Source organism: Streptomyces sp. NPDC008125, from assembly GCF_042957125.1.
In the GTDB taxonomy this organism is placed as follows: Bacteria; Actinomycetota; Actinomycetes; order Streptomycetales; family Streptomycetaceae; genus Streptomyces.
Genome location: NZ_JBIBHR010000018.1, coordinates 1 through 22,372, shown reverse-complemented (window position 1 = coordinate 22,372; position 22,372 = coordinate 1). Strand labels below are relative to the sequence as shown.

Below are 22,372 nucleotides of genomic sequence, written 5' to 3'. Positions count from 1 at the left end.
CTACGGGCGGAGCGCCCTCAGCAGCAGGTCCGCGAGGTGGTCGGCGACTTCCTGCTTGGTGAGCGGCCCGTCGGGGCGGTACCAGGTCGAGAGGTGGTGGATGGAGCCGAAGTGGTAGTCGACCACGAGGTCGGCGGGGCTGGCGAGGGAGAACACCCCGGCCTGCCGGCCCTCCTCGATCAGGGCGCGGAAGCGCTCGTGGTAGCGGCGGCGTTCGACGCGGACCTGCTTGTTCTTCTCCGGGCTCAGGTGGTGCATGGAGCGGAAGAAGATCGAGGCGTCGTCGAGGTTCTCGATGGTCGTCACGACCACGTCGGCGGCGGCGTCGCGCAGCCGCTTCTGCACCGGTTCGTCGGCGTTGGCGAAGGCGTCGAGGCGTTCCTGCTGGAGGCGGAGCACCCGGGCGTAGACCTCGTGGAGGAGGTCCTCCTTGGAGCCGAAGTAGTGGTACAAAGCGCCCTTGGTGACCCCGGCGGCCTCGACGATCTCCTGGACGGAGGTGCGGTCGTACCCCTGTTCCGCGAAGAGGCGGGTGGCGGCGGCCAGCAGCCGTTGGGGAACGGGGACCCCATTCCCTTCCGTCGCCTTGGCCATCGCCGCCACCTGCCCTTCTTCCAGCCGTGAACCTGTCTAACGCGGTGAACGCAGTTCCCGCCTGAGGATCTTCCCACTCGCCGTCTTCGGCAGCTCGGGCAGGATCTCGACCTGGCGCGGGTACTTGTACGCGGCCAGGCGTTCCTTGCAGTACGCGCCCAGCTCGTCCGGCGCCACCTCGGCGCCCGGCCGGAGGCTGACGTAGGCGCGGACGGTCTCGCCGCGGTAGGTGTCGGGGACGCCGACGACGGCGGCCTCGCGTACGGCGGGGTGGGTGTAGAGGACGTCCTCCACCTCGCGGGGCCAGACCTTGAACCCGGAGGCGTTGATCATGTCCTTCTTGCGGTCCACGACGTAGAGCCAGCCCTGGCGGTCCATGAAGCCGATGTCGCCGGTGCGCAGTTCGCCGTCGGGGAAGGCGGCGGCGGTGGCCTCGGGGAGGTTCCAGTACCCCGACACGACCTGGGGGCCGCGTACCGCGATCTCGCCCTGCTCGCCGAGCGGCACCTCGGCGCCGGTCTCGTCGAGGATGCGGACGAGGGTGTCCGGTCCGGGTACGCCGACCGACAGGGTTCCGGAGACGGGGTCGACGGGGGCCTCCCGGTGCGGGGGTACGGCGGCGCAGGGGGCGGTGCACTCGGTGAGTCCGTAGCCGTTGCGGATGTACGGGCCGAAGCCCGCCCGGAACTTCTCCACCAGCGCGGGCGGCAGCGGTGCGCCGCCGGAGGAGATCACCGCGAAGGACGCGAAGTGGGCGGGGGTGGCGTCGGGATGGGCGGCGAGCGCCATGAAGGCGGTGGACGGGCCGACGGTGTAGGCGGGGCGGTGGGTGGCGAAGGCTTCGAGGACCACGCTCGCCTCGAACCGGTAGGCGAGCACGAGGGTGCCGGCGTTGGCGAGGCAGGCGGCGAGCTGGCAGACCATGCCGGTGATGTGGAAGAGCGGGGCGAGGGCGAAGTAGGCGGCGCCCTCGGGGACCGGGTGGTCCTTGCGCTGGCGTTCGGCGTTGACCATGACGTTGCCGTGGGAGTTCATCGCCCCCTTGGGCTTCCCGCTGGTGCCGGAGGTGTAGCTGATCAGCGCGGTGTCGGCGGCGGCGAGCTCGCGGTCGTCGGGGGCGGCGAGCCCCTTGCGGGCGACGGTCACCAGGTCGTCGGTGTCGCCGGGGACCGGCAGCCGCTCGAAGCCGAGGACGCGCGGGTCGTTCTCGGTCTGGAGGTCGAGTTCGCAGGCGGTGACGGCGATCGTGACGCCGGGCGCGGCGGCGGCGGTGTCGCGCAGGTACGACTCCCAGGCCCGGTCCGAGCAGAACAGCGCGCTCACTCCGGCGTCGGCCAGGACGTGCGCGACCTCGCCGGCCTTGTACATGGGATTGAGCGGTACGACGGTGGCGCCCGCCTTCCACGCGCCGAGCAGGGCGAGGACGAAGTGCGGGGTGTTCTGGAGCATGATCGCGACGCGGTCGCCGCGCCGCAGGCCCCGGGCGGCGAGGTGCCCGGCGACGGAGTCGCTCAGCTCGTCGGTCTCGCGGTAGCCGAGCCGTCCGTCGAAGTAGGCGAGGGCGGTGTGTCCGGGGGCGCGCGCGACGGCGTCCCGGAAGGCGTGCACGAGCGTCTCGGCCGGCTCGACGGGGGCGAGCTGGGGCGCGGAGAGCAGCCCGGTCCAGGGCCTCGCGGCGTACGGGGACGGGGACGGGGACGGGGACGGGGACGGGGTCGTGTCCGGGATGTTGGCGGCCTGGGTGGCCGTGTCCGGGGTGGTGGTCATGCGCGGGTCCCCTTCTCCCAGGTGCGCTGGAGTTTGTTCATGCCGCCGATCCAGTGGTCCGGGTCGTCCGCCCGGGCCCGGTAGTAGTCGGCCACTTCGGGGTGCGGCAGGACGAGGAAGCGGTCCTCACCGATCGCGTCGAAGAGGGCGTCGGCCACGGCGTCCGGCTCGATGGCGGTGGGGGCGAGGACGAGCTCGCCGGCCGATCCGGCGGCGGTGAGCATGTCGGTCCGTACGCCCTGCGGGCAGATCGCGTGGACCTTGATCCCGCGGTGGCGGTAGGTGAGGGCGAGCCATTCGGCGAAGGCGACGGCACCGTGCTTGCTGACGCTGTAGGGCGCGGCGCCGATCATCGTCAGCAGGCCGGCGGCGGAGGCGGTGGTGACGAACCGGCCGCTGCCGCGCTCCAGCCATTCGGGCAGCAGGGCCCGGGCCGCGCGGACGTGGGCCATCACGTTGACGTCCCAGGCGGCGGCCCACACCTCCTCGTCGGCGAAGACGTCACCGGGCGAGGCGAGTCCGGCGTTGGCGCAGAACACGTCGACGGTGCCGCCGAGGGCGTCCCGGGCGGCGTCCACGATCCCGGAGGCGTCACCGGCGATCGCGGTGCCGCCGATCTCCTGGGCGAGCGGTTCGATCCGTGCGGCGTCGAGGTCGTTGACGACCACCCGCGCACCTTCGGCGGCGAATCTCCGGGCCAGCGCGGCGCCGATGCCGCCTCCGGCTCCCGTGACCACTACGCCGGCGCCTTGCACCGTACTCATCGGGTCCTGCCTCTCTGCACGACTTCCCCAGCAGACTAACCAGTCGGTATGTGATCGGGGAAGGGGTCGCGGGAAGGTCTGGTGTTCTGCCCGGCCGACGCGGGCCGGGTTTGTGCTTCCGCCCGCCCGGGATCGTTCCGTACGGGCCCCCCGCGCGCTAGCGTGCATGCCCATGACAGTCCGCGCGATCATGGAGGTGGCTGGATGAGCCTGACCAGACGGGGTGTACTGGCAGCGGGCGGAGGCCTGGGGGCCCTGGCGGTGACCGCCGTCGGCGGGGGTACGGCGGCTGCCGCGGGCGCCCACGGGGCCGCTTCCGGGCGCGGCGGGCGCGGGCCGGTCCGTACCGGCTTCGACCGGCTGGCCGCCGACGGCTACCGGCTGCTGGCCGGCGAACGCGTGGGCATCGTCACCAACCCCACCGGCGTCACCTCCGACGTGCGCCACATCGTGGACGTCATGCACGCCGACGACCGGGTGAACCTCACCGCCGTCTTCGGCCCCGAACACGGCTTCCGGGGCACCGCCCAGGCGGGCGGCTCCGAAGGGCGGTACGACGACCCGGCGACCGGACTGCCGGTCTACGACACGTACCTGAAGAACGGCTCTCCGCTCGCGGACGTGTTCACGGCCTCCGGCGTCGACACGGTCGTCTTCGACATCCAGGACGCGGGCGCCCGCTTCTACACGTACATCTGGACGCTGTACGACTGCATGGAGGCGGCGGCGCTCGCGGGCAAGCGGTTCGTCGTGCTGGACCGGCCGAACCCGGTCACCGGGCGGGCGGCGCTCGGACCCGTGCTGGACCCGGCGTTCGGGACCTTCGTCGGGCGGCGGGAGATCGCCCAGGCGCACGGGATGACCGTCGCCGAGCTGGCGCTCTTCTTCAACACCGAGTTCTTCGGCGCGCGCCCGGCCGACCTGGACACGGTGACGATGTCGGGGTGGCGGCGCTCCGACTTCTTCGACGCGACGGGCCTGCCGTGGGTCCCGCCGAGCCCCAACATGCCGACGGCGGACACCGCGCTCGTCTACTCCGGTACCTGCCTCTTCGAGGGGACCAACCTCTCCGAGGGGCGCGGCACCACCCGTCCGTTCGAGCTGCTCGGGGCGGCCGGGATCGACCACCGCTGGGCCGCCGCCGCCAACGCGCTGGAGCTGCCCGGCGTCCACTTCCGCGAGGCGTACTTCGCGCCGACCTTCTCCAAGTTCTCCGGCGTCACGGTCGGCGGCGTGCAGCTCCACGTGGACGACCGGGAGGTCTTCGACCCGGTGCGCACCGGGATCGCGCTGCTGGTGACCGCCAAGGCGACCTGGAGCGGCTTCGCCTGGCGGGCCGACGACTGGATCGACAAGCTGACCGGCAACACCCGGGTCCGCACCATGATCGACGCGGGGGCGGACACCGACGAGGTGGTGGCCGCCTGGCGTTCGGACCTCGCCGCCTTCCGGGCCAAGCGGAAGAAGTACCTGCTGTACGGGGGGTGAGCCGCACCCGGTCCCGGTGCGGCTCACCCCCCGTACCGGGACCGGGGCCTCACCAGGGCAGCGGGCCCTCGGCGTCGAAGTAGCCGCCGGTCGGGCCGTCCGGGCCCGCCGGTGCCATCCGCACGATGATCTCCGCGCCCTCCTCCACGGTCTGCCTGCCCGCGTGCCGGTTGAGGTCCGTGGCGGTGTACCCCGGTTCCACGGCGTTGATCCGCATCCGGGGAAAGGCCTTCGCGTACTGCACGATGATCATGTTGACCGCGGCCTTGGACACCGGATGGACGACGCCCGGGTACGCGGATCCCGGGTCGTCCGGGGTGGACATCCGCGCCAGCGAGGCCGGCCCGCTGCTGAGGTTGACCACGGCCGGGGCCGCGGAGCGTTCCAGCAGCGGCAGGAACGCGTGCAGGACCCGCACGGTACCGAGGACGTTCGTCTCCAGGACCGTCCGCATCCCGTCGGCCGTCTGGCCGGCCGCGCCGACGATGCCCCCGTCCGGCGCCTACAGCTCGATTCCGGCGTTGTTGATCAGTACGTCCAGTCCGCCGTCCGCCTCGACCGCCTTGGCCGCCGCGGCCACCGAGGCGTCGTCGGTCACGTCGATCAGGACCGGCCGGGCGCCGATGCTCCCGGCCGCCCGCCCGCCGCGTCCGGCGTCGCGGCTGCCCAGGTACACGGTGTGACCGGCGGCGACGAGGCGGCGGGCGGTCTCGATCCGAGCCCCTTGTTCGCTCCGGTGATCAGTGTGGTCGTCATGCCCCTCACTCTTCCTCCCGGCCGGGACGGGCGGCATGGCGTTTCGCTTCCTGGCCCCGGGCATGGGCGCGGTCCCGGTGCGGGGGTGGTTCGCACCCCCGCACCGGAACAGCTTTCACCGGTGCGTGGGGAACTCCACGACCTGCTGGTAGGTCGGCCGGTTCTGCCACGGGATCGACTTCTGGGTGATCCCGCCCAGCGCGCGGTGGATGATCGCGTCGCCGCACCACTGGTTGCCCGCCGCGCAGCTGTCGTCGCCCGGGTAGACCGTGGTGGCGGGCTTGGCGGCGGCCTGCTTCAGGGTGGTGAGCAAGGCGTCGCGGCAGGTGGCGAGGACACCGTTGCCGCAGTAGGTGTGGGCCAGCGGCCCCTGGACGTTCTCGCCGAGGACCTGGCGCAGGTCCTTGTCGGCGAAGGCCCACCAGCCGTACTGGAAGGCGGAGCCACTGTGCGCGCCGCTGGGTCCGTGGCTGGCGGCGGGGGACTCGTCCACCGCCAGGCTCACGGCCAGGGCGTCGTAGAGCGCGTCGCCGAGGCCGGGCCGGAACTCCGCGTCCATCAGCGCGGGCCACCAGGCGTCCATGACGCGTACGGCGTCGGCGTTGGCGTACGTCCCCGAGCCCGCGGCCGTCTCCTTGCGCTGGGCGCCGGCCGCCTGCCAGGTCTCCAGTTGCTTGACGACGGCGTCGAGTGCGGTGTCGGTGACGGGCCGGGAGCGGATGATCTTCAGCAGTTCGGGCAGCAGTTGCTCGCCCCGCAGGTCGGTGACGGCGGCCTGCTCCATCGCCTTGGTGAGGGAGGCGCGGGTGACGCCGCCCTGGGCGACCAGCGCGGAGACCCGGTCGTCCAGCAGGTCGGCCCGGTGCACTGCGCCGAACCCGAAGCCCGCGGACGCGTACCCCTTGGCCTGCCGGTTGTTCCAGGAGATGTAGTAGTCCTGGCCGCTGGAGTGCGGGTGCGCGGCGAAGGACGTGTAGGTGGCGGTGTTGGCCGCCGGGTCGAAGCCCTGCCACTCGTACGCCCGGTCCGCCGCGATCGGCAGCGCCGGGTCCACGCCCGCGGCCCGCTCCGGGTTCATGCCGCTGTTGTAGTAGGCGGCGGTGCGGGAGTCCGCGTAGAACCAGTTGAAGGCGTAGTCGATGTTGCTCGCCGCCTGTTGGAAGGAGGCGGCGTCGGTCACGTACGCCGGGTCGTTGAGCATCTGGAAGCCGATGATGGAGTCGGCCTCGTGGCGGTAGGTGGTGCGCAGCGAGGTGTACGCGACGGGCTTGCCGCCCACCGTGGCGCGGTGGGTGACGATGCCGTAGTCGGTGCGCCAGACCTGCATCCGGTAGGAGCCGGCGGCGGTGGAGTCGGCGACGCTGGGCTTCCAGGAGTTGGTGCGCTCCATCTTCTCCATGGGCGTGCAGGTGCCCCGGTAGAGGTAGGAGGTGGAGTTCTTCGTCGGGGTGGCGCCGCTCGCCTCGCAGAGCGGGACGGCGTAGGTGTCGGTGATGTCCTGGGCGGCGGAGGTGGCGCTCCAGGCGTAGTCCTCGCCGCGTCCCATCTGGACGTACATGCCGACGCCCGCGAAGGAGACGCCGCGGGCGCTGATGCCGGGGCCCTGGATCTCCTGGAGCATCATCAGCTGCGGGGCGAAGTAGCCGGTCTGGGGTCCGAAGACGGCGACCGGGTTGCCACTGGCGGTGCGGGAGCCGGAGACCACCAGGGCGTTGGACATGCCGCGCTTCTGGGCGTCGGTGCCGGAGCCGGGCAGGGTCCCTTCGGGGATGACGCCCTCGTCGAAGACGCCCTGGAGCGGCTTGAGCGCGGCGGGCGCGGCGACCGGGGCCTTGAGGTCGGTGCCCGCCGAGCCGGTGCGGTCGTGGATCAGGGGTTCGGCGGTGACGGAGCCCTTGTCGGGGAGGGCGGTGCCGCGCGCGGTGGCGGGCTTCTGGGCGTACGGGAAGGAGGTGCCGTCGTGCACGGTGAGGACGGCCTCCGGGTCCTCCCGCTGCCGGAACGACTCCCAGACCCGGGTGCCCTCGGCGACGCCGTACTTCTCCTGGGCGGCGAGCAGCGAGAGCGCGGCCTGCACCTCGCCGCCGCCTCCCCCGCCGAACTGGCCGCCGACGACGGTGGCGATGGCGATCAGGTCGGTGAGCTTGAAGGGCACGATCTCGCCGACGTTGGTGATCGAGTCGATCTTGCCGGTGAGGACGTACTCACCGGGGAAGTTGCGGCTCGACTTCGCCTTGTCCTTGTAGGCGTTGATGCCGTCGATGTACGCCTGCGCGTCCGACATGGCCAGCTCGCCGCGGGTGCCCTCGGTGGTCCTGATCCGCTCGACCTGCGCTTGGAGGTCGGCCTCTGTGTACGGGGCCTGCGGCCAGAACTGCTGCTCCAGGCCCTGGTTGGCGAGGGCCCCGCCGGCGAAGGAGGTGAGTTCGCCGCGTCCGATGTGGCGGAAGAGGTCCATCAGCCAGAGCCGGTCCTGGCCGGCCGCGTACCCGGCGCCGAACTCGGTGCCGTAGCGCGTGGTGCCGACGATGTGCGGGACGCCGGACTTCTTGTCCCGGGTGATGGTGACGTCGCTGCGGGGAGAGACGGTGGACTCGACCTGACCGGAGGGGACGCCGAAGGAGGCGTCGTTGAAGAAGTCGGTCAGCTTGGCGTCGGTGAGGGTGCTCTGGCCGGAGATCAGCGAGGTGTAGCGGTCGAGCTGGTCGTCGCTGTGGGAGGGGTGGGTGCCGAAGACCTTGTTGCCGAGGATGTCGGCGAGGGTGGCGTTGCCGTTCTCTCCGGGCGGCAGGATGTCCGCGCACTGCCCGGCGCAGTGGTCGGTGACCGCGGTGACCGCGGCCTGGGCGGCGCCGGCCGGGAGTGATCCCGCCAGCAGGGAGGTTCCGAGTGCGAGGACGGCCGCGAAGGTCGCGGCGAGCTTGCCGGTACGTGTACGTGGGGGCATGCGTACTCCTCAGGGAGGCCGATGCGCCGGAGATTACCGACGGTAAGTCGGGTCCGTAAGGTGAGCATCAGTCACCTTTGCCGAATCGTCACACGCCCGCCCGGGCCCCGGCCGGCGGCGGCACCCGGCCCCGCCTACCGGCCGGTACGCCCCACCGCGTACCGCCTCGCGCGCCGCGCCGCGTACCACCCGGCGCGCCCCCGTCCGATCCGTGGCCGGAAATCACCTTTCGGTGGCACCAGAACGGGCAGGCGTACGTCCACTCCACGACAGCAACACCGAACGACGGAGGTGGCGGTGGCATGGCCGGTTTCCGGAGCCTCGCGAGACAGGTCCGAGACCCCCGGGCCGATCTGGCCCTGCGGCGGTATTCGCTGCGCAAATGCCTGGAGCGCTTCGCCCCCTACGGGCACCGCGCGACCTGGGACCATCTGTGCGCCCGGCACGGGTTCGCCCCGGAGGACCGGGCCCCCGACCCCGCGCGGCTGACGGGCGCGCTGACCGAACTGGAGGCCGCCCGGGCCCTCTGGCTGTCGTACGAGGCGGGGTTCGCCGAACGGCGGCGCCGCGAGAAGCGCGAGGGGCTGCGCAGGCCCGGCGGCTTCGACGCCTGGCACCGGCGGATCTGGGGCGGCAACGGCGTGGCCCGCTGCGCCGACCCCGGTACGCATCCGAGCGCCCCGCTCCCCGAGGTGCTGCTCCGGCTGATCACGGCACTCGGCGCGGAACCCGGCACGGCCTGCCCGGTCTGCGCGGAGACCCGGATCGTCTGGCGCCAGGACCTGCGGCGCGAGCCGCGGTCCGGGCCGGTGTGCACGGGCTGCGGCATTCTCGTACCGCCGTCCGCGCTGACGCCGGGGACCCTGGCCCGGGCCCACCGGATCGGACACCAGCAACTGACCTCGGCGGCCTGAGGGCGCGGGCACGGGAGGACCGGGACCGGTCGGCGGCCCGTCCTCCGGCCCGGTGTCAGTCGCGCGTCTCCGGCGCGGTCGGGCGCTCCGGCATCCGGTGTCAGTCGCGCGTCTCCGGCGCGGCCGGGCGCTCCGGCATCAGCCGGGAACCGGCCATTCGCTCGCCGGAGATGTCGTCCGGATTGGAGAGGACGCAGGTCTTCAGCGAGAGGCAGCCGCAGCCGATGCAGTCCGTCAGACGGTCGCGCAGCCGACTGAGCTGCTTGATGCGTTCGTCCAGCTCGGTGCGCCACGCCCCCGACAGCCGGGCCCAGTCCTCCCGGGTGGGCGTGCGCTCCTCCGGCAGTTCGGCGAGCGCCTCACGGATGGTGGCCAGCGGGATGCCGACCCGCTGGGCGGCGCGCACGAAGGCCACCCGCCGGAGTGCGTCCCTGCCGTACCGGCGCTGGTTGCCGCTGGTGCGACGACTGGTGATCAGCCCCTTGGTCTCGTAGAAGTGCAGGGCGCTGACGGCCGCGCCGCTGCGCGCGGCGAGCTGGCCGACGGTGAGTTCGTGGAGCGACTGGGGAATCTGGGGCACGCCCCGAAATCTACGGGAGCGGGAGCGCGGCCACTTCGTTGACAGGAGCCTGCGGCCACTCCATGCTGAGCAAGCGCTTAGACATCGAGGCAGTGAGCCGGAAGGCAGGACCAGGACCATGGCAGAGCCGAGGATCTTCACCTCCGCACAGGAGCTGCGCGACGGAGTGGGCGAGCAGCTGGGACACAGCGACTGGCTCGAGATCGACCAGAAGCGGATCGACCAGTTCGCCGAGGCGACCGGTGACCACCAGTGGATCCACATCGATCCGGAACGCGCCGCGGCCGGCCCGTTCGGCACGACGATCGCCCACGGATACCTGACACTCTCCCTGCTGCCGGCGCTCGTCCCGCAGGTCATGACGGTCGAGGGGGCGAAGTTGGGCATCAACTACGGCACCAACAAGGTCCGTTTCCCCTCCACGGTCCCGGTCGGCTCGCGGCTGCGCGCCACGGCCGTGCTGAAGAGCGTCGAGGAGGCGGGCGGCGGGGTGCAGATCACCGCGGTCGTCACCGTGGAGCGCGAGGGCGGCGAGAAGCCGGCCTGCGTCGCGGAGTCGGTCTCGCGCTACTACTTCTGAACCCGGCACGCCCCAGGCGGCCTCCACGAGGACGGGCCCGTCGCACCCCCGAGGACGCGGGAGTGCGCCGGGCCCGCCGTCACGTCCGGAGGCGGGAGCGGGGCGCGCGGCGGGGGGCTCTACTTCGGGGCGCCGACCATGCGCAGCACCAGGTCCTCGTAGAGCGCGCCGACCTCCTCGGGCGTGCGGCTGCCCTGTGCGTTGAACCAGCGCGAGACGTCGATGCAGAGGGAGAGGACGGCGAGCGCGGTGCCGGGCACGTCGGGGACGTCGAACTCCCCGCTGTCCACGCCGTCCCTGATGATCCGCCGCATCACCGCGTCGGTGCGCCGCCGCAGTTCGATGATCTCGGCGCGGTGTCCGTCGCTCAGCGCGTCGAGTTCGTACTGCACCACCCGGGCCGTCGCGAAGCGCTCCGCGTGCCACTGCACGAAGGCCCGTACGGCCACGGCGAGCCGGTCCGGAGCCGCGCCGTCGCCGTCCGCCGCGGCCTCCAGCAGGGAGAGCGCACGGTCGTGGCCGATGCGGCTGATCCGGTGGAGCAGCTCTTCCTTCGTCTTGTAGTGGATGTAGAGGGCCGCCGGGCTCATACCGGCCCGGCCGGCGATGTCACGGGTGGTCGTCGCGTGGTAGCCGCGCTCGGCGAAGGCCTCGACCGCCGCCACGAGGAGCCGCCGGGCGGCCTCGGGGGTCACTTCGGCCCACGGCGTCTCCTGGCCCTCGGTCTCCTCCGCCGTACCCATGGTCACGCGCCCCTCTCCGTCCGCCGGACGGACACCATACCCCGACCCTGAGCAAGCGCTTAGGACCGTGCCCGCAGGATAGCGCCGCCCGTGCGAAAGGGGGAGGCCGGACAGGTCCTCACCGGAAACCACCGCGCCCCGCACCGCGTGGTCACGGTACGGGGCGCAGGACCCGCGGGCCCCTGCCCGCACGCCCGGGGCGGCGGACGGGGAGCGGGGCGGTCAGAGCTTCTGGAAGGGATCGTGCTCGGCGAGGATCTTCTCCAGCCTCGCCTGGTCGACGCGGCTGACGATCCGGCCCTCCTCCTGGCGGTCGCGGATGACTTTGGCGAGGGTGAAGCACGAGGTGACGAGGTAGAGGACGCCGATGGCGAGAAAGCCCCGCACCCACCCGTCCGCGTGGAGGAAGAAGATTCCGAGGGTCACCGCGCTCATCGCCACCCCGAAGGAGGCGACGGCCTGACCGTAGAAGGCCGCGGTGCTCTGCTGCTTGACCGGTGTCGTGTCGCTCATGACCCGAGCTTCCGCCGCCGGGCGGGGCGCCGCATCCGTGCCCGTACTCACGGCCGTACTCAGGCGCGGTGCGCGACGGCCGCCAGGCCGAGACCCTGGCCGAAGGGCGGAGACCCCGGCCGAAGGGCGGAGACCCCGGCCGAAGGGCGGAGACCCGGTCGGGCGGAGATCCCGGCCGGACCGGCCGGAAGGCCGGCACCCCGGTCAGAACGCGGAGACCCCGGTCAACGCGCGGCCGATGATCAGCTTCTGGATCTGGCTGGTGCCCTCGTAGAGCGTCATCACCCGGGCGTCGCGGACCAGCTTGCCCACCGGGTACTCGTCGATGTAGCCGTAGCCGCCGAACACCTGGAGGGCGTTGTTGGCGCAGCGGACCGCCGCTTCGGAGGCGAAGAGCTTGGCCTGGGAGGCGGCGGTGGCGAAGGGCTCGCCCCGGTCGATCAGGTCGGCGACCCGCCAGGTGAGGAGACGGGCGGCGTCCACGTCCACGGCGATGTCGCTGAGCAGTTCCTGGACCAGCTGGTAGCCGGCGATGGGCTTGCCGAACTGCTGCCGCTCGCCCGCGTAGCCGACGGCCGCGTCCAGGGCGGCCCGGGCGATGCCCACGCAGCCGGCGGCCACCGACATGCGCCCCTTGGCCAGGGCGGACATCGCGATCGAGAACCCCTTGCCCTCGGGGCCCATCAGTGCGGACGCGGGGACCCGGACGCCCTCCAGGACCAGTTCGGCGGTGGCCTGGCCGCGCAGCCCGAGCTTGCCGTGGACGGTGTTACGGGCGATGCCGGGCGTGTCGGTGGGCACCAGGAAGGCGGAGACGCCCTTGTGGCCGGGTGTGTCGCCGGTACGGGCGAAGAGCAGCACCACGTCGGCCCAGGTGCCGTTGGTGATGAACATCTTGGTGCCGTCGATGACGTAGTCGTCGCCGTCGCGCACGGCTCTCGTCGTGAGGTTCCCCGCGTCCGACCCGGTGCCGGGCTCGGTGAGCCCGAAGCAGCCGATCAGGTCTCCCGCGGTGAGCCCGGGGAGCCAGCGACGCTTCTGCTCCTCGTCACCCCAGGAGGCGATGGTCTTGGCGACCAGTCCGAGGGAGACCGAGACGATGCCGCGCACCGAGGAGTCACCGCGCCCCAGCTCCTCGGTGACCAGGCAGTACGCGAGGTGATCGCCGCCCGAACCGCCGTACTCCTCGGGCACGGTGAGGCCGAGGAACCCCAGGTCGCCCAGCTTCTTCACAATCGACTTGTCGACACTCTCGGCACGATCCCAGGCGGCGACGTGCGGGGTCACCTCCTTGGCCACGAAGTCCCGGGCCAGCCGGCGGACCGCTTCCTGCTCCTCGCTGAGCTCCAGGTTCATCGGACTCCACTCCTCCACGTCGGGCCCGGACCGCCGGACCGACGACCTCGCCGACCTTTTTAATTAGCACTGCTAGTTTCTCGTCGCAGCCCACTATGTGCCGCCGGGCCGTGCGGCGCAAGCCCTCCCGGACGCCCGGCCGGACGGGGTGCGTCCACCACTCCCCGGCAACGGGCGACGCGATTCGGCCGAGGACGGGGCGGGACATGGCCCCCTCTCCTTCTCCTCGGCCACGGGGGTTGCGTGTCGTTCGCGGAGGAAGGGGCTCGACTGAGAGCGGATGCCGCCATGCGTATGGATCAACCAGCCGCAGCGTGGCGGGCGTGCGTGCAAGACGTCGCAGGACGGGCGGGACTCTCGCAGCACGCTTGAGCGGGGCACTGCCGCGACCGGCACCGGCCGCCGTCGGAGAGCGTGACCAGCGAGGACCCGGGGACCAGGCCCTACTATGTGCCGCATGGCCCGACCTCGTACCCCCCTCCTGAGCAGAGAACGGATCGTCGAGGCGGCGGGCGCGCTGGTCGACGCGGAGGGTCTCGACGCGGTCTCCACCCGGCGGCTCGCCGCCGAGCTGGGGGTCAGCGGGCCGTCGCTGTACAACCACTTCCGGAACAAGGACGAGATCCTCGACGCGGTCGCCGACGCGGTGTCCGCCCAGGTCGATCTGTCGATGTTCGAGGCGGACGATCCGCGCGACTGGCAGCGTTCCCTGCACGACTGGGCCGTCTCCTACCGCGCCGCGCTCTCCGCCCATCCGCATATCGTGCCGGTCCTGGCGCAGGGCCCCGGGCGGCGGCCCGCCGGGCTGCGGGTGGCCGACGCGGTGTTCGGCGCGATGGTCGAGGCGGGCTGGCCGCGCGCACAGGCCACGTACATCGGGGCGCTGATGCGGTACTTCGTCACCGGCTCCGCGCTGGGCTCCTTCGCGCGGGGTTTCGTGGACGACGAGACGGCGTACGACCCCGCCGACTACCCGCACCTCGGCCAGGCCCACCTGCTCGCCGACCGGCGCCAGCAGGTCGACGAGAGGGCGTTCGAGACGGGGCTGCGGGCGCTGCTCGACGGACTGGCGCTCCAGTACGCGCAGCTGGATCCCGCCCGTACCTCCGCCCGGGGCCCGCGCGGGGTGGACCAGGACCGGCCGGCCCGGGACTGTCGCACGGACGATTGACGCTTCCCGGCAATCCGGTGGGCGCCCGGCCTCACGCCCCGTACGGTCCTGTCCATGACCACACCGCCCGACCCCGCATCCCCGCCCCGCTCCGGCCCCGACCGGCGGGCCGTCGCCGCCGCCTGCTTCACCGTCGTGCTGTGGGCGACCGCGTTCGTCTCCATCCGCAGCGCGGGCGACGCCTACTCCCCCGGCGCGCTCGCCCTCGGCCGGCTGCTGGCGGGTTCGGTGGTGCTCGTCGCCCTGCTGCTCGTACGCCGCGAGGGGCTGCCGGCGCGCGGCGCCTGGCCCGGGATCGTCGTCTCCGGGCTCCTCTGGTTCGGGCTCTACATGGTGGTGCTCAACTGGGGCGAGCAGGAGGTGGACGCGGGGACCGCCGCGATGGTGGTGAACGTCGGGCCGATCCTGATCGCGCTGCTCGGCGCCCGGCTGCTGGGCGAGGGGCTGCCGCGTCGGCTGCTCGCGGGCATGGGGGTGTCCTTCGCGGGCGCCGTCGTCGTCGGTCTGTCCATGTCGGGGCACGGCGGTTCCTCGGTGCTCGGAGTGCTGCTCTGCTTCGTCGCCGCCCTCACGTACGCGGCGGGCGTGGTGGCGCAGAAGCCCGCGCTGCGGCACGGTTCGCCCCTCCAGGTCACCGCCTTCGGCTGCCTGATCGGCGCGGCCGGCTGCCTTCCCTTCACCGGGGTGCTGGTCCACGAGGCCGGCGACGCCCCGCTCTCCGCCACCCTCAACATGATCTATCTGGGTGTCTTCCCGACCGCGCTCGCCTTCACCACCTGGGCCTACGCGCTGGCGCGCACCACGGCCGGCCGGATGGGTTCCACCACCTACGCGGTGCCGGCTCTCGTGGTGCTGATGTCGTGGCTGGTGCTCGACGAGGTTCCCGCGGCGCTCTCCGTCCTCGGCGGACTGCTCTGCCTGGCAGGGGTGGCGGTCTCCCGGACCCGTCCGCAGACTGGGCGGACGCGGAAGGTCGTGGCCGAGCCGGTGGAGGGAACCCCCGATGGCGTCGAGCAGCAGGAAACCGGACGGGTCTGACGGGCGGGCACGGCGGAGAACGGCCGGATCGGACTCCCCGGCGGAGGACTCCCCGGCGGAGGGCTCCCCGGCGAGGGACTCCCCGGCCGAGTCGGAGGCAGCCCGGGCCGCCCGGTTCGGCGGACCGCACCTGGAGGGGTTCGGGCTCCACGAGCGGGGCGACGACGACCCGGAGCTGGTCACCCCTGAAGGGCGCGCCCGCGACGCCTGGCGGGAGGACTACCCGTATCCGCAGAAGCTCGGCCGCAAGGTGTACGACAAACGGAAACGCGCCCTCCAGATCGAGCTGATCAAGCTCCAGCACTGGGTGAAGGAGCACGACGAACGCCTGGTGATCCTCTTCGAGGGGCGGGACGCGGCGGGCAAGGGCGGCACCATCAAACGGTTCACCGAGCACCTCAACCCGCGCGGGGCCCGGGTGGTGGCCCTGGAGAAGCCGACCGAACGCGAGCGGTCGCAGTGGTACTTCCAGCGGTACGCCGTCCATCTGCCGACGGCGGGCGAGATCGTCCTCTTCGACCGGTCCTGGTACAACCGGGCCGGAGTGGAGCGGGTGATGGGGTTCTGCACCACCCGCGAGTACCTGGAGTTCATGCACCAGGCCCCGGGGTTCGAGCGGATGCTGGTCCGCGACGGCATCCACATCGTGAAGTTCTGGTTCTCGGTCTCCCGAAACGAACAGCGCAACCGGTTCATGATCCGGCAGATCGACCCGGTACGCCACTGGAAGCTGAGCCCGGTCGACCTGGCGTCCCTCGACAAGTGGGACGCGTACACCGAGGCCAAGGAGCTGATGCTCTTCCACACCGACACCGCCGACGCGCCCTGGACGGTGGTGAAGAGCAACGACAAGAAGCGGGCGCGGCTGGAGGCGATGCGGCACGTGCTGGACCGCTTCGACTACCCGGGCAAGGACGCCTCGGTGGTCGGCACGCCGGACCCGCTGGTCGTCGGCCCGGCGTCCCGGCTCTTCGAGGAGGGCGAGATGGACGCCCGGCTGCTCGCCCCGAGGCCACCGAAGGGCTGAGGGGCGCTTCCCCGCCCTCCGCCGGAGCGCCGCGCACCACCGGCACAACAACAGGCCACCGGATCCCGACGGGCCGGCGAACTTCTTCCGTTCGCGGGCCGGTTGGCCGTACCCGTCAGTAGCGTGTGCGCCCGTGACCACACACCACGCTCCCGCACCCAGCCGTCGTACGGTCGTCAGGGCTGCCGCCGCGACGGCCGTCGCCGCCCCCGTCCTCCTCGGCTCGAGTGCCGCCCGGGCCGCCGACGGACCGGTCTTCCTGTACGGCGTCGCCTCCGGCGATCCGCTCCCCGACGGCGTCCTCCTGTGGACCCGCGTCACGCCCTCCCCGGACGCCGTGCCCGGCTCCGGGCGGGGCGCGGACACCGAGGTCGGCTGGGAGGTCGCCGAGGACAAGGCGTTCTCCCGTACCGTCGCCGCGGGCACCTCGGTCGCCAGGGCCGCTTCCGACCACACCGTCAAGGCGGACGTCCGGGGGCTGCGCCCGGCCACCGCCTACTGGTTCCGCTTCTCGGCCGCCGACGGGCAGGTCCTCTCCCCCGTCGGCCGCACCCGCACCGCGCCCGCAGCCGGTGCGGCGACGTCCGGTGTCCGCTTCGGCGTGGTCTCCTGCGCCAACTGGGAGGCCGGCTTCTTCTCCCCGTACCGGCACCTCGCGGCCCGCGCCGACCTGGACGCCGTGCTGCACCTCGGTGACTACATCTACGAGTACGCGTCCGGCGGGTACGCCCACGGGAACACGGTCGTGCGCCCGCACTCCCCGCTGAACGAGATCCTCACCCTGGCCGACTACCGCACCCGGCACGCCACGTACAAGACGGACGCCGACCTCAGGGCCCTGCACGCCGCGCACCCGGTGATCGCGATCTGGGACGACCACGAGTTCGCCAACGACGCGTGGTCGGGCGGGGCCGAGAACCACACGCCGGCGACCGAGGGCGTCTGGGCCGACCGGGTCGCGGCGGCCAAGCAGGCGTACTTCGAGTGGATGCCGGTGCGCGCCTCCACCGAGGGCACCGTCTACCGCCGTCTCTCCTTCGGCAGCCTCGCCGAACTGCACCTGCTCGACCTGCGCAGCTTCCGTTCCGCGCAGGCGTCGATCGGCAGCGGCTCGGTCGACGACCCCGGGCGCACGATCACCGGCCGGGCCCAGCTCGACTGGCTGAAGGCCGGTCTCGCCGCCTCGGCGGCCACCTGGAAGCTGGTCGGGACGTCGGTGATGATCTCCCCGGTCGCCTTCGGCTCCGTCCCCGCCGATGTGCTCGCGCCCCTCGCCGAGCTGCTCGGTCTGCCCGGTGGCGGCCTCGCCGTCAACGTCGACCAGTGGGACGGTTACACCGACGACCGCAAGGAGCTGATCGGCCACCTGCGGGACAGGTCGGTCACCAACACCGTCTTCCTGACGGGAGACATCCACATGGCCTGGGCCAACGACGTGCCCGTGAAGGCCGCGACCTATCCGCTGTCGGCGTCCGCCGCCACCGAGTTCGTGGTGACGTCGGTGACCTCGGACAACCTGGACGACATCCTGGGAGTCCCCGCGCACACGGTCTCCGAGGTCGCCGCCCTCGCGGTGAAGGCCGCCAACCGCCACGTGAAGTGGGTGGACATGGACGGGCACGGGTACGGGGTCCTCGACGTGACCGCCGAGCGCTCGCAGATGGACTACTACGCGGTCTCCGACAAGACCCGCCGGGACGCCACGGCCGCCTGGGTCCGCTCGTACCGCACCCTCAACGGCACCCAGAAGGTCGAACGGGCCGACGCCCCGGTGCGCTGACCCTCCGGTGGACCGCCCGCGGTCCTGGCCGCCGTCGTCCGCCCGCGCCGAGAGGTACGGACGGGTGGGCGACGGCTCCCCTCCACCGGGCGCGTGCCGTGGCCCTCAGAAGGTGACCAGGGCCCGGCCGCCCTTTCCGGCGATCATGTTCTCGAAGGCGGCGGGGATACCGTCGAGGGAGATCCGTTCGGTGACCATCGTCGACACGTCGAAGCGGCCCGCGCGGATGTGCTCCGCCAGCACCGGCAGATCGCGTTCCGGGTCGCTGTTGCCGTAGACGCAGCCGGTCAGGGAGCGGCCCCAGTGGAAGATCTCCAGGGCGTTGAAGGTGACGTCCTGGTCCTTGCCACCGATGCCGACGACGGTGGTGCGACCGCCCCGGCGGGTGGACTCCCAGGCGGTACGGATGGTCTGCGCGCGGCCCACGCACTCCACGGCCACGTCCGCGCCCACTCCGTCGGTGATCTTGCGGATCTCGCGCGGGGTGGTGGCGGAGGCGACGACGTAGTCGGTCGCGCCCGCCAGGCGGGCCAGTTCCTCCTTCTCCGGCGTGACGTCCACGGCGATGATCCGGGACGCCCCGGCGATGCGGGCCGACTGGAGCACGGCGAGGCCGACCCCGCCGATCCCGAACACGGCCACGGTCTCGCCGGAGCGCACCCGGGCGGAGTGGTGGACCGCGCCGTAGCCGGTCAGCACCGCGCAGCCGAGGAGGGCCGCGTCGGTGAGCGGGATACCGGCCGGGGCGGGCAGCACGCAGTTCGCGGCCACGAGGGTCTCCTGCGCGAACGCGGCGACGTTCAGGCCGGGGTGGAGTTCGGTGCCGTCGGCGAGACGGGCGTGGACGTTCGCGGCGCCCTTCAGCGCGTCGGCGCAGAGCCATACCTCGCCGATCCGGCAGGGGTGGCACTTCCCGCAGGAGGGAGCCCAGTTGAGGACGACTCCGTCGCTGGGGGCGACGTGCTCGACGCCCTCGCCGACCTCCAGGACGGTGCCCGCGCCCTCGTGCCCGAGGACGCAGGGCACCGGCATGCGCATGGTGCCGTTGCTGAGGGACAGGTCGGAGTGGCAGACGCCGGCGGCGGCCAGGCTCACTCTCACCTGCCCCGGTCCGGTCTCCGGCAGTGCGATGTCGGTGATCTCCAACGGCGCCTGGACGGCGGTCAGTACGGCGGCGCGAACCACGGACGGCTCCTCGTGTGGTCGGCCGGGCCCGAGGGGACCCGGCTGCGGGCGGGGCGGGATCGACACTGTCCCGCGACTCCTGGCGGGTGTCAGAACTGCAGCGACTTCGTCTGGAGGTACTCGGCGAGACCGTGCGGGCCGAGCTCGCGGCCCACGCCGGACTGCTTGTAACCGCCGAAGGGCGCCAGCGGATTGAACCGGCCGCCGTTGATGTCGACCTGGCCGGTCTCCATCCGGCGGGCGAAGGCCACGGCCCGCTCGGCGTCGGCCGCCCAGACCGCACCGGCCAGGCCGTAGACGGTGCTGTTGGCGATCCTGAGGGCGTCCTCCTCGTCCTCGTACCGGAGGATGGTGAGGACCGGACCGAAGATCTCCTCCTGGGCGATGACCATGTCCGGGGTGACGTCGGCGAACACGGTGGGGCTGACGTAATAGCCCTTCTCGCGCGGGGAGTCGGGGCCGCCAGCGACCAGCCGGGCGCCCTCGGCCAGGCCCTTCTCGATGTAACTTCGCACCCTGGCTTGCTGCTTGGCGTTGACGAGGGGGCCGATCCGTTCCCCGGGTTCGTACTTGGCGACGGCCTCCGCGGCGAGGGCGACGGCCTCCTCGTACCGCTCGGCGTCCACCAGCATCCGGGTCCACGCGCTGCATGTCTGGCCGGAGTTGGACATCACGTTGGCGACGCCGGCGCTGACCGCCCTGGCGAGGTCGGCGTCCGGCAGGATGACGTTGGCGGACTTGCCGCCCAGTTCCAGCGCGACGCGCTTGACGGCTCCGCTCGCGGTGGCGCCGATCGACCGGCCGACGGCGGTGGAACCGGTGAAGGAGACGAGGTCGACCCCGGGATGCTCGGCGAGGGCCTGGCCCGCGACCGGGCCGAGCCCGGTGACCAGGTTGAAGACGCCTGCCGGGATCCCGGCCTGCACGGTCGCCTCGGCGAAGAGCTGCGCGGTCAGCGGGGTGTCCTCGGCGGGCTTGAGGACGACCGTGCAGCCGGCGGCCAGCGCGGGGGCGACCTTGGCGACGATCTGGTGGAGCGGGTAGTTCCAGGGGGTGATGGCTCCGACGACCCCGACCGGCTCGTGCAGCACGGTGGAGTTGCCGAGCTTCTCCTCGAAGGCGTGACCGGCGGCGAGTTCCGCGTACGAGCCGGCGACCAGCACGGGGACGCGCGCGTGCACGGCCCGCGAGAGCCGGAGCGGGGAGCCGAGTTCGGCGGTGATCGTCTCGGCGATCTCCTCGGCGCGGGCGGCGAGGGCGTCACGCAGGGCGGCGAGCCGTGCGGCCCGTTCGGCGGGCGGGGTGGCCGCCCAGCCGGGGAACGCGGCACGCGCGGCGCGTACGGCGGCGTCCACGTCGGCGGCGGTACCGGCGGGCACATGGGCGATGACCTGCTCGTCCGCCGGGTTCACGACCGCGATGGTGTCGCGCCCCTCGGCGGGCCGCCAGGCGCCTCCGATGTACATCCCGTCATGGGCCTTCATGGCTGTTCCTCCCGGGCTTGCGGTACCTGCGTGCGGGCCGCCCACTGGCGTCGCCGGACCGAGCGTCCGACGTCTCCCGCGCGGCCTGGCCGTCCGGACCCCAAACTAGCGCTGTTAGTTTTTGTGCGCCAGAGCCGGTACGGACGGGGGTCGGAGACGCGCGTCACGTGGGCACCGGCCGCGTACGGACAGGGGCCGAAACCGCGCTTCACGGGGCGGGCGCATCCGGACGGAGGCGCGAACGCCGAGGGGCGGCGCTCTCCGGCTCGGTGCCGGACGACGCCGCCCTGGGGCGGTACGGGTTGCGGGCTGCGGCCCGCGTGGTCACGGTGATTACTTCGGGTCGGCGTTGAAGGTCGAGGTCGACCAGAGGTAGCCGAGGACCGAGAGGCCCAGGCACCAGGCGACGGCGATGAGGCCGTTGTTGCCGATCTCGGTGCCGAGCAGGAGTCCGCGCAGGGTCTCGATCGCCGGAGTGAAGGGCTGGTACTCGGCGATCGGCTGGAACCAGCCGGGCATGGTGTCGACGGGGACGAAGGCGCTGGACAGGAGCGGCAGCAGGATCAGCGGCATCGCGTTGTTGCTCGCCGCCTCGACGGTCGGGCTGACGAGGCCCATGCCGACCGCGATCCAGGTGAGCGCCAGGGCGAAGAGCACGAGCAGGCCGAACGCCGCCAGCCACTCGATGACGGTGGCGTCGGTGGAGCGGAAGCCGATGGCGACGCCGACGGCCCCGACGAGGAGGACACTGGCGACCGACTGCAGCACGCTGCCGACGACGTGTCCCACGAGGACCGATCCCCGGTGGATCGCCATGGTGCGGAAGCGGGCGATGATGCCCTCGGTCATGTCCATGGAGACGGAGACCGCGCTGCCGACCACCGTGCTCCCGATGGTCATCAGCAGCAGGCCCGGGACGATGTAGGCGATGTAGTCGGAGCGGTCCCCGCCGCCGATGCCCGCGCTCATGGTGTCGCCGAAGATGTAGACGAAGAGCAGCAGCAGCATGATCGGCGTGAGCAGCAGGTTGAGGGTGAGCGAGGGGTAGCGCCGGGCGTGCAGCAGGTTGCGGCGCAGCATGGTGGACGAGTCGCGTACGGCGAGGGAGAGGGAGCTCATCGGACTTCGTCCTCCTGGGAGTTGACCGACCGGGCCGACGTGCCGGACGGGCCGGGCCGGTCGGACGGGCTGGGCTGCTCGGACGGGTCGGGCTGCTCGGACGGGTCGGGCTGGTGGGGGACGCGGGCTCCGCCGGTGAGGGCGAAGAACACGTCGTCGAGGTCGGGGGTGTGGACGGTGAGTTCGTCGGCTTCGACGTGTGCGGTGTCGAGGCGGTCGAGGATGGTGCGGAGTTCGCGCTGGCTGCCGTCGCTGAGGATCTGGAGGGAGAGGGCGTCGTCGTCGCGGGAGGCGTCGGGCAGGGCGGTGGCGGCTTCGCGGTAGGTGGTGGGGTCGGTGAAGCGGAGGCGGACGTGTCCGCCGGGGACGAGGCGCTTGAGTTCCTCGGCGGTGCCTTCGGCGGCGATCCTCCCGTCGTGGAGGACGGCGATGCGGTCGGCGAGTTCGTCGGCCTCGTCGAGGTATTGGGTGGTGAGGAAGACGGTGACGCCGCCGGTGACGAGTTGGCGGATGATGCCCCACATGGTGTGGCGGGAGCGGGGGTCGAGGCCGGTGGTGGGTTCGTC

18 protein-coding genes and 2 pseudogenes are annotated in these 22,372 nt (G+C 72.4%); 7 read left to right on the top strand and 13 right to left on the bottom strand.

Translation table 11 applies throughout. The features are described 5' to 3' along the window. The 3 genes from ACFZAX_RS26945 to ACFZAX_RS26935 are packed head-to-tail and all read right to left on the bottom strand — an operon-like array spanning position 1 to position 3,125. Positions 1-594: a TetR family transcriptional regulator gene (locus ACFZAX_RS26945; protein ID WP_390964860.1), complete on the bottom strand. Its 594-nt coding sequence runs from the start codon at positions 592-594 to the stop codon at positions 1-3. Positions 595-630: 36 nt separating this feature from the next. Continuing rightward, on the bottom strand, positions 631-2,361 hold the full coding sequence (locus tag ACFZAX_RS26940; RefSeq protein ID WP_390964859.1) for an AMP-binding protein: 1,731 nt from the start codon (positions 2,359-2,361) through the stop codon (positions 631-633). Further along, positions 2,358-3,125, bottom strand: a complete 768-nt coding sequence (locus ACFZAX_RS26935; RefSeq protein ID WP_390964858.1) for an SDR family NAD(P)-dependent oxidoreductase — start codon at positions 3,123-3,125, stop codon at positions 2,358-2,360. The genes ACFZAX_RS26940 and ACFZAX_RS26935 overlap by 4 nt, the downstream gene beginning before the upstream one ends. A gap of 204 nt (positions 3,126-3,329) precedes the next feature. On the opposite strand from ACFZAX_RS26935, the gene ACFZAX_RS26930 reads away from it, so the two are divergent. Continuing rightward, on the top strand, positions 3,330-4,613 hold the full coding sequence (locus tag ACFZAX_RS26930; protein ID WP_390964857.1) for an exo-beta-N-acetylmuramidase NamZ domain-containing protein: 1,284 nt from the start codon (positions 3,330-3,332) through the stop codon (positions 4,611-4,613). A gap of 49 nt (positions 4,614-4,662) precedes the next feature. Here the strand turns inward: ACFZAX_RS26930 and ACFZAX_RS26925 are convergent. Both ACFZAX_RS26925 and ACFZAX_RS26920 read right to left on the bottom strand, forming a co-directional pair. After that, positions 4,663-5,369 (bottom strand): annotated as a pseudogene (locus ACFZAX_RS26925) (SDR family NAD(P)-dependent oxidoreductase). Positions 5,370-5,484: 115 nt separating this feature from the next. Continuing rightward, positions 5,485-8,316 (bottom strand): penicillin acylase family protein, encoded by a 2,832-nt coding sequence (locus ACFZAX_RS26920; RefSeq protein ID WP_390964856.1) that lies wholly within the window; start codon positions 8,314-8,316, stop codon positions 5,485-5,487. Between the two features lie 302 nt (positions 8,317-8,618). Between ACFZAX_RS26920 and ACFZAX_RS26915 the strand changes: the two genes are divergently transcribed. Then, a complete protein-coding gene (locus ACFZAX_RS26915) occupies positions 8,619-9,230 on the top strand; it encodes a hypothetical protein (RefSeq protein WP_390964855.1) in 612 nt (203 codons plus the stop codon). Positions 9,231-9,330: 100 nt separating this feature from the next. Here ACFZAX_RS26915 and soxR read toward each other — a convergent pair whose 3' ends face one another. After that, complete coding sequence (gene soxR, locus ACFZAX_RS26910; RefSeq protein ID WP_390964854.1) at positions 9,331-9,810, bottom strand: redox-sensitive transcriptional activator SoxR; 480 nt, start codon at positions 9,808-9,810, stop codon at positions 9,331-9,333. A 118-nt stretch (positions 9,811-9,928) separates the two neighbouring features. Between soxR and ACFZAX_RS26905 the strand changes: the two genes are divergently transcribed. Further along, positions 9,929-10,390 (top strand): MaoC/PaaZ C-terminal domain-containing protein, encoded by a 462-nt coding sequence (locus tag ACFZAX_RS26905; protein ID WP_390964853.1) that lies wholly within the window; start codon positions 9,929-9,931, stop codon positions 10,388-10,390. Positions 10,391-10,509: 119 nt separating this feature from the next. On the opposite strand, the gene ACFZAX_RS26900 is transcribed toward ACFZAX_RS26905, so the two are convergent. From ACFZAX_RS26900 to ACFZAX_RS26890, 3 genes are all read right to left on the bottom strand, one after another. After that, a complete protein-coding gene (locus ACFZAX_RS26900) occupies positions 10,510-11,133 on the bottom strand; it encodes a TetR family transcriptional regulator (protein ID WP_390964979.1) in 624 nt (207 codons plus the stop codon). A 222-nt stretch (positions 11,134-11,355) separates the two neighbouring features. Beyond that, positions 11,356-11,646 carry a YiaA/YiaB family inner membrane protein gene (locus ACFZAX_RS26895; protein WP_390964852.1) on the bottom strand — a complete coding sequence of 97 codons (291 nt, stop codon included), beginning with the start codon at positions 11,644-11,646 and terminating at the stop codon, positions 11,356-11,358. Between the two features lie 204 nt (positions 11,647-11,850). Beyond that, positions 11,851-13,002, bottom strand: a complete 1,152-nt coding sequence (locus ACFZAX_RS26890; protein ID WP_390964851.1) for an acyl-CoA dehydrogenase family protein — start codon at positions 13,000-13,002, stop codon at positions 11,851-11,853. Positions 13,003-13,459: 457 nt separating this feature from the next. Here ACFZAX_RS26890 and ACFZAX_RS26885 point away from each other — a divergent pair, with 457 nt between their 5' ends. The 4 genes from ACFZAX_RS26885 (at position 13,460) to ACFZAX_RS26870 (ending at position 18,018) form a co-directional block, all read left to right on the top strand. After that, the gene (locus ACFZAX_RS26885) at positions 13,460-14,173 is read left to right on the top strand and encodes a TetR/AcrR family transcriptional regulator C-terminal domain-containing protein (RefSeq protein ID WP_390964850.1); all 714 of its coding nucleotides are present in this window, start codon (positions 13,460-13,462) and stop codon (positions 14,171-14,173) included. A gap of 54 nt (positions 14,174-14,227) precedes the next feature. Continuing rightward, positions 14,228-15,211, top strand: coding sequence for an EamA family transporter (locus ACFZAX_RS26880; protein WP_390964849.1), 984 nt, complete (start codon positions 14,228-14,230; stop codon positions 15,209-15,211). After that, positions 15,177-16,238 carry a polyphosphate kinase 2 gene (ppk2, locus tag ACFZAX_RS26875; protein WP_390964848.1) on the top strand — a complete coding sequence of 354 codons (1,062 nt, stop codon included), beginning with the start codon at positions 15,177-15,179 and terminating at the stop codon, positions 16,236-16,238. Before ACFZAX_RS26880 ends, ppk2 begins: the two co-directional genes overlap by 35 nt. Positions 16,239-16,371: 133 nt before the next feature. Beyond that, positions 16,372-18,018, top strand: a complete 1,647-nt coding sequence (locus ACFZAX_RS26870; protein ID WP_390964847.1) for an alkaline phosphatase D family protein — start codon at positions 16,372-16,374, stop codon at positions 18,016-18,018. 105 nt (positions 18,019-18,123) lie between these two features. On the opposite strand, the gene ACFZAX_RS26865 is transcribed toward ACFZAX_RS26870, so the two are convergent. The 4 genes and pseudogenes from ACFZAX_RS26865 to ACFZAX_RS26850 form a co-directional block, all read right to left on the bottom strand. Then, positions 18,124-19,203 (bottom strand): zinc-binding dehydrogenase, encoded by a 1,080-nt coding sequence (locus ACFZAX_RS26865; protein ID WP_390964846.1) that lies wholly within the window; start codon positions 19,201-19,203, stop codon positions 18,124-18,126. An 89-nt stretch (positions 19,204-19,292) separates the two neighbouring features. Further along, the gene (locus ACFZAX_RS26860; RefSeq protein ID WP_390964844.1) at positions 19,293-20,687 is read right to left on the bottom strand and encodes an aldehyde dehydrogenase family protein; all 1,395 of its coding nucleotides are present in this window, start codon (positions 20,685-20,687) and stop codon (positions 19,293-19,295) included. 333 nt (positions 20,688-21,020) lie between these two features. Then, positions 21,021-21,806 carry an ABC transporter permease gene (locus tag ACFZAX_RS26855; RefSeq protein ID WP_390964843.1) on the bottom strand — a complete coding sequence of 262 codons (786 nt, stop codon included), beginning with the start codon at positions 21,804-21,806 and terminating at the stop codon, positions 21,021-21,023. Next, positions 21,803-22,372 (bottom strand): annotated as a pseudogene (locus ACFZAX_RS26850) (hypothetical protein); the annotation flags it as partial. The pseudogene ACFZAX_RS26850 and the gene ACFZAX_RS26855, both read right to left, overlap by 4 nt.

Bases quoted from the DNA above. Each gene is read 5' to 3' on its own strand.
- ACFZAX_RS26945 (WP_390964860.1), bottom strand. From the start codon at position 594: ATGGCCAAGGCGACGGAAGGGAATGGGGTCCCCGTTCCCCAACGGCTG.
- ACFZAX_RS26940 (WP_390964859.1), bottom strand. From the start codon at position 2,361: ATGACCACCACCCCGGACACGGCCACCCAGGCCGCCAACATCCCGGAC.
- ACFZAX_RS26935 (WP_390964858.1), bottom strand. From the start codon at position 3,125: ATGAGTACGGTGCAAGGCGCCGGCGTAGTGGTCACGGGAGCCGGAGGC.
- ACFZAX_RS26930 (WP_390964857.1), top strand. From the start codon at position 3,330: ATGAGCCTGACCAGACGGGGTGTACTGGCAGCGGGCGGAGGCCTGGGG.
- ACFZAX_RS26920 (WP_390964856.1), bottom strand. From the start codon at position 8,316: ATGCCCCCACGTACACGTACCGGCAAGCTCGCCGCGACCTTCGCGGCC.
- ACFZAX_RS26915 (WP_390964855.1), top strand. From the start codon at position 8,619: ATGGCCGGTTTCCGGAGCCTCGCGAGACAGGTCCGAGACCCCCGGGCC.
- ACFZAX_RS26905 (WP_390964853.1), top strand. From the start codon at position 9,929: ATGGCAGAGCCGAGGATCTTCACCTCCGCACAGGAGCTGCGCGACGGA.
- ACFZAX_RS26900 (WP_390964979.1), bottom strand. From the start codon at position 11,133: ATGGGTACGGCGGAGGAGACCGAGGGCCAGGAGACGCCGTGGGCCGAA.
- ACFZAX_RS26895 (WP_390964852.1), bottom strand. From the start codon at position 11,646: ATGAGCGACACGACACCGGTCAAGCAGCAGAGCACCGCGGCCTTCTAC.
- ACFZAX_RS26890 (WP_390964851.1), bottom strand. From the start codon at position 13,002: ATGAACCTGGAGCTCAGCGAGGAGCAGGAAGCGGTCCGCCGGCTGGCC.
- ACFZAX_RS26885 (WP_390964850.1), top strand. From the start codon at position 13,460: ATGGCCCGACCTCGTACCCCCCTCCTGAGCAGAGAACGGATCGTCGAG.
- ACFZAX_RS26880 (WP_390964849.1), top strand. From the start codon at position 14,228: ATGACCACACCGCCCGACCCCGCATCCCCGCCCCGCTCCGGCCCCGAC.
- ppk2 (WP_390964848.1), top strand. From the start codon at position 15,177: ATGGCGTCGAGCAGCAGGAAACCGGACGGGTCTGACGGGCGGGCACGG.
- ACFZAX_RS26860 (WP_390964844.1), bottom strand. From the start codon at position 20,687: ATGAAGGCCCATGACGGGATGTACATCGGAGGCGCCTGGCGGCCCGCC.
- ACFZAX_RS26855 (WP_390964843.1), bottom strand. From the start codon at position 21,806: ATGAGCTCCCTCTCCCTCGCCGTACGCGACTCGTCCACCATGCTGCGC.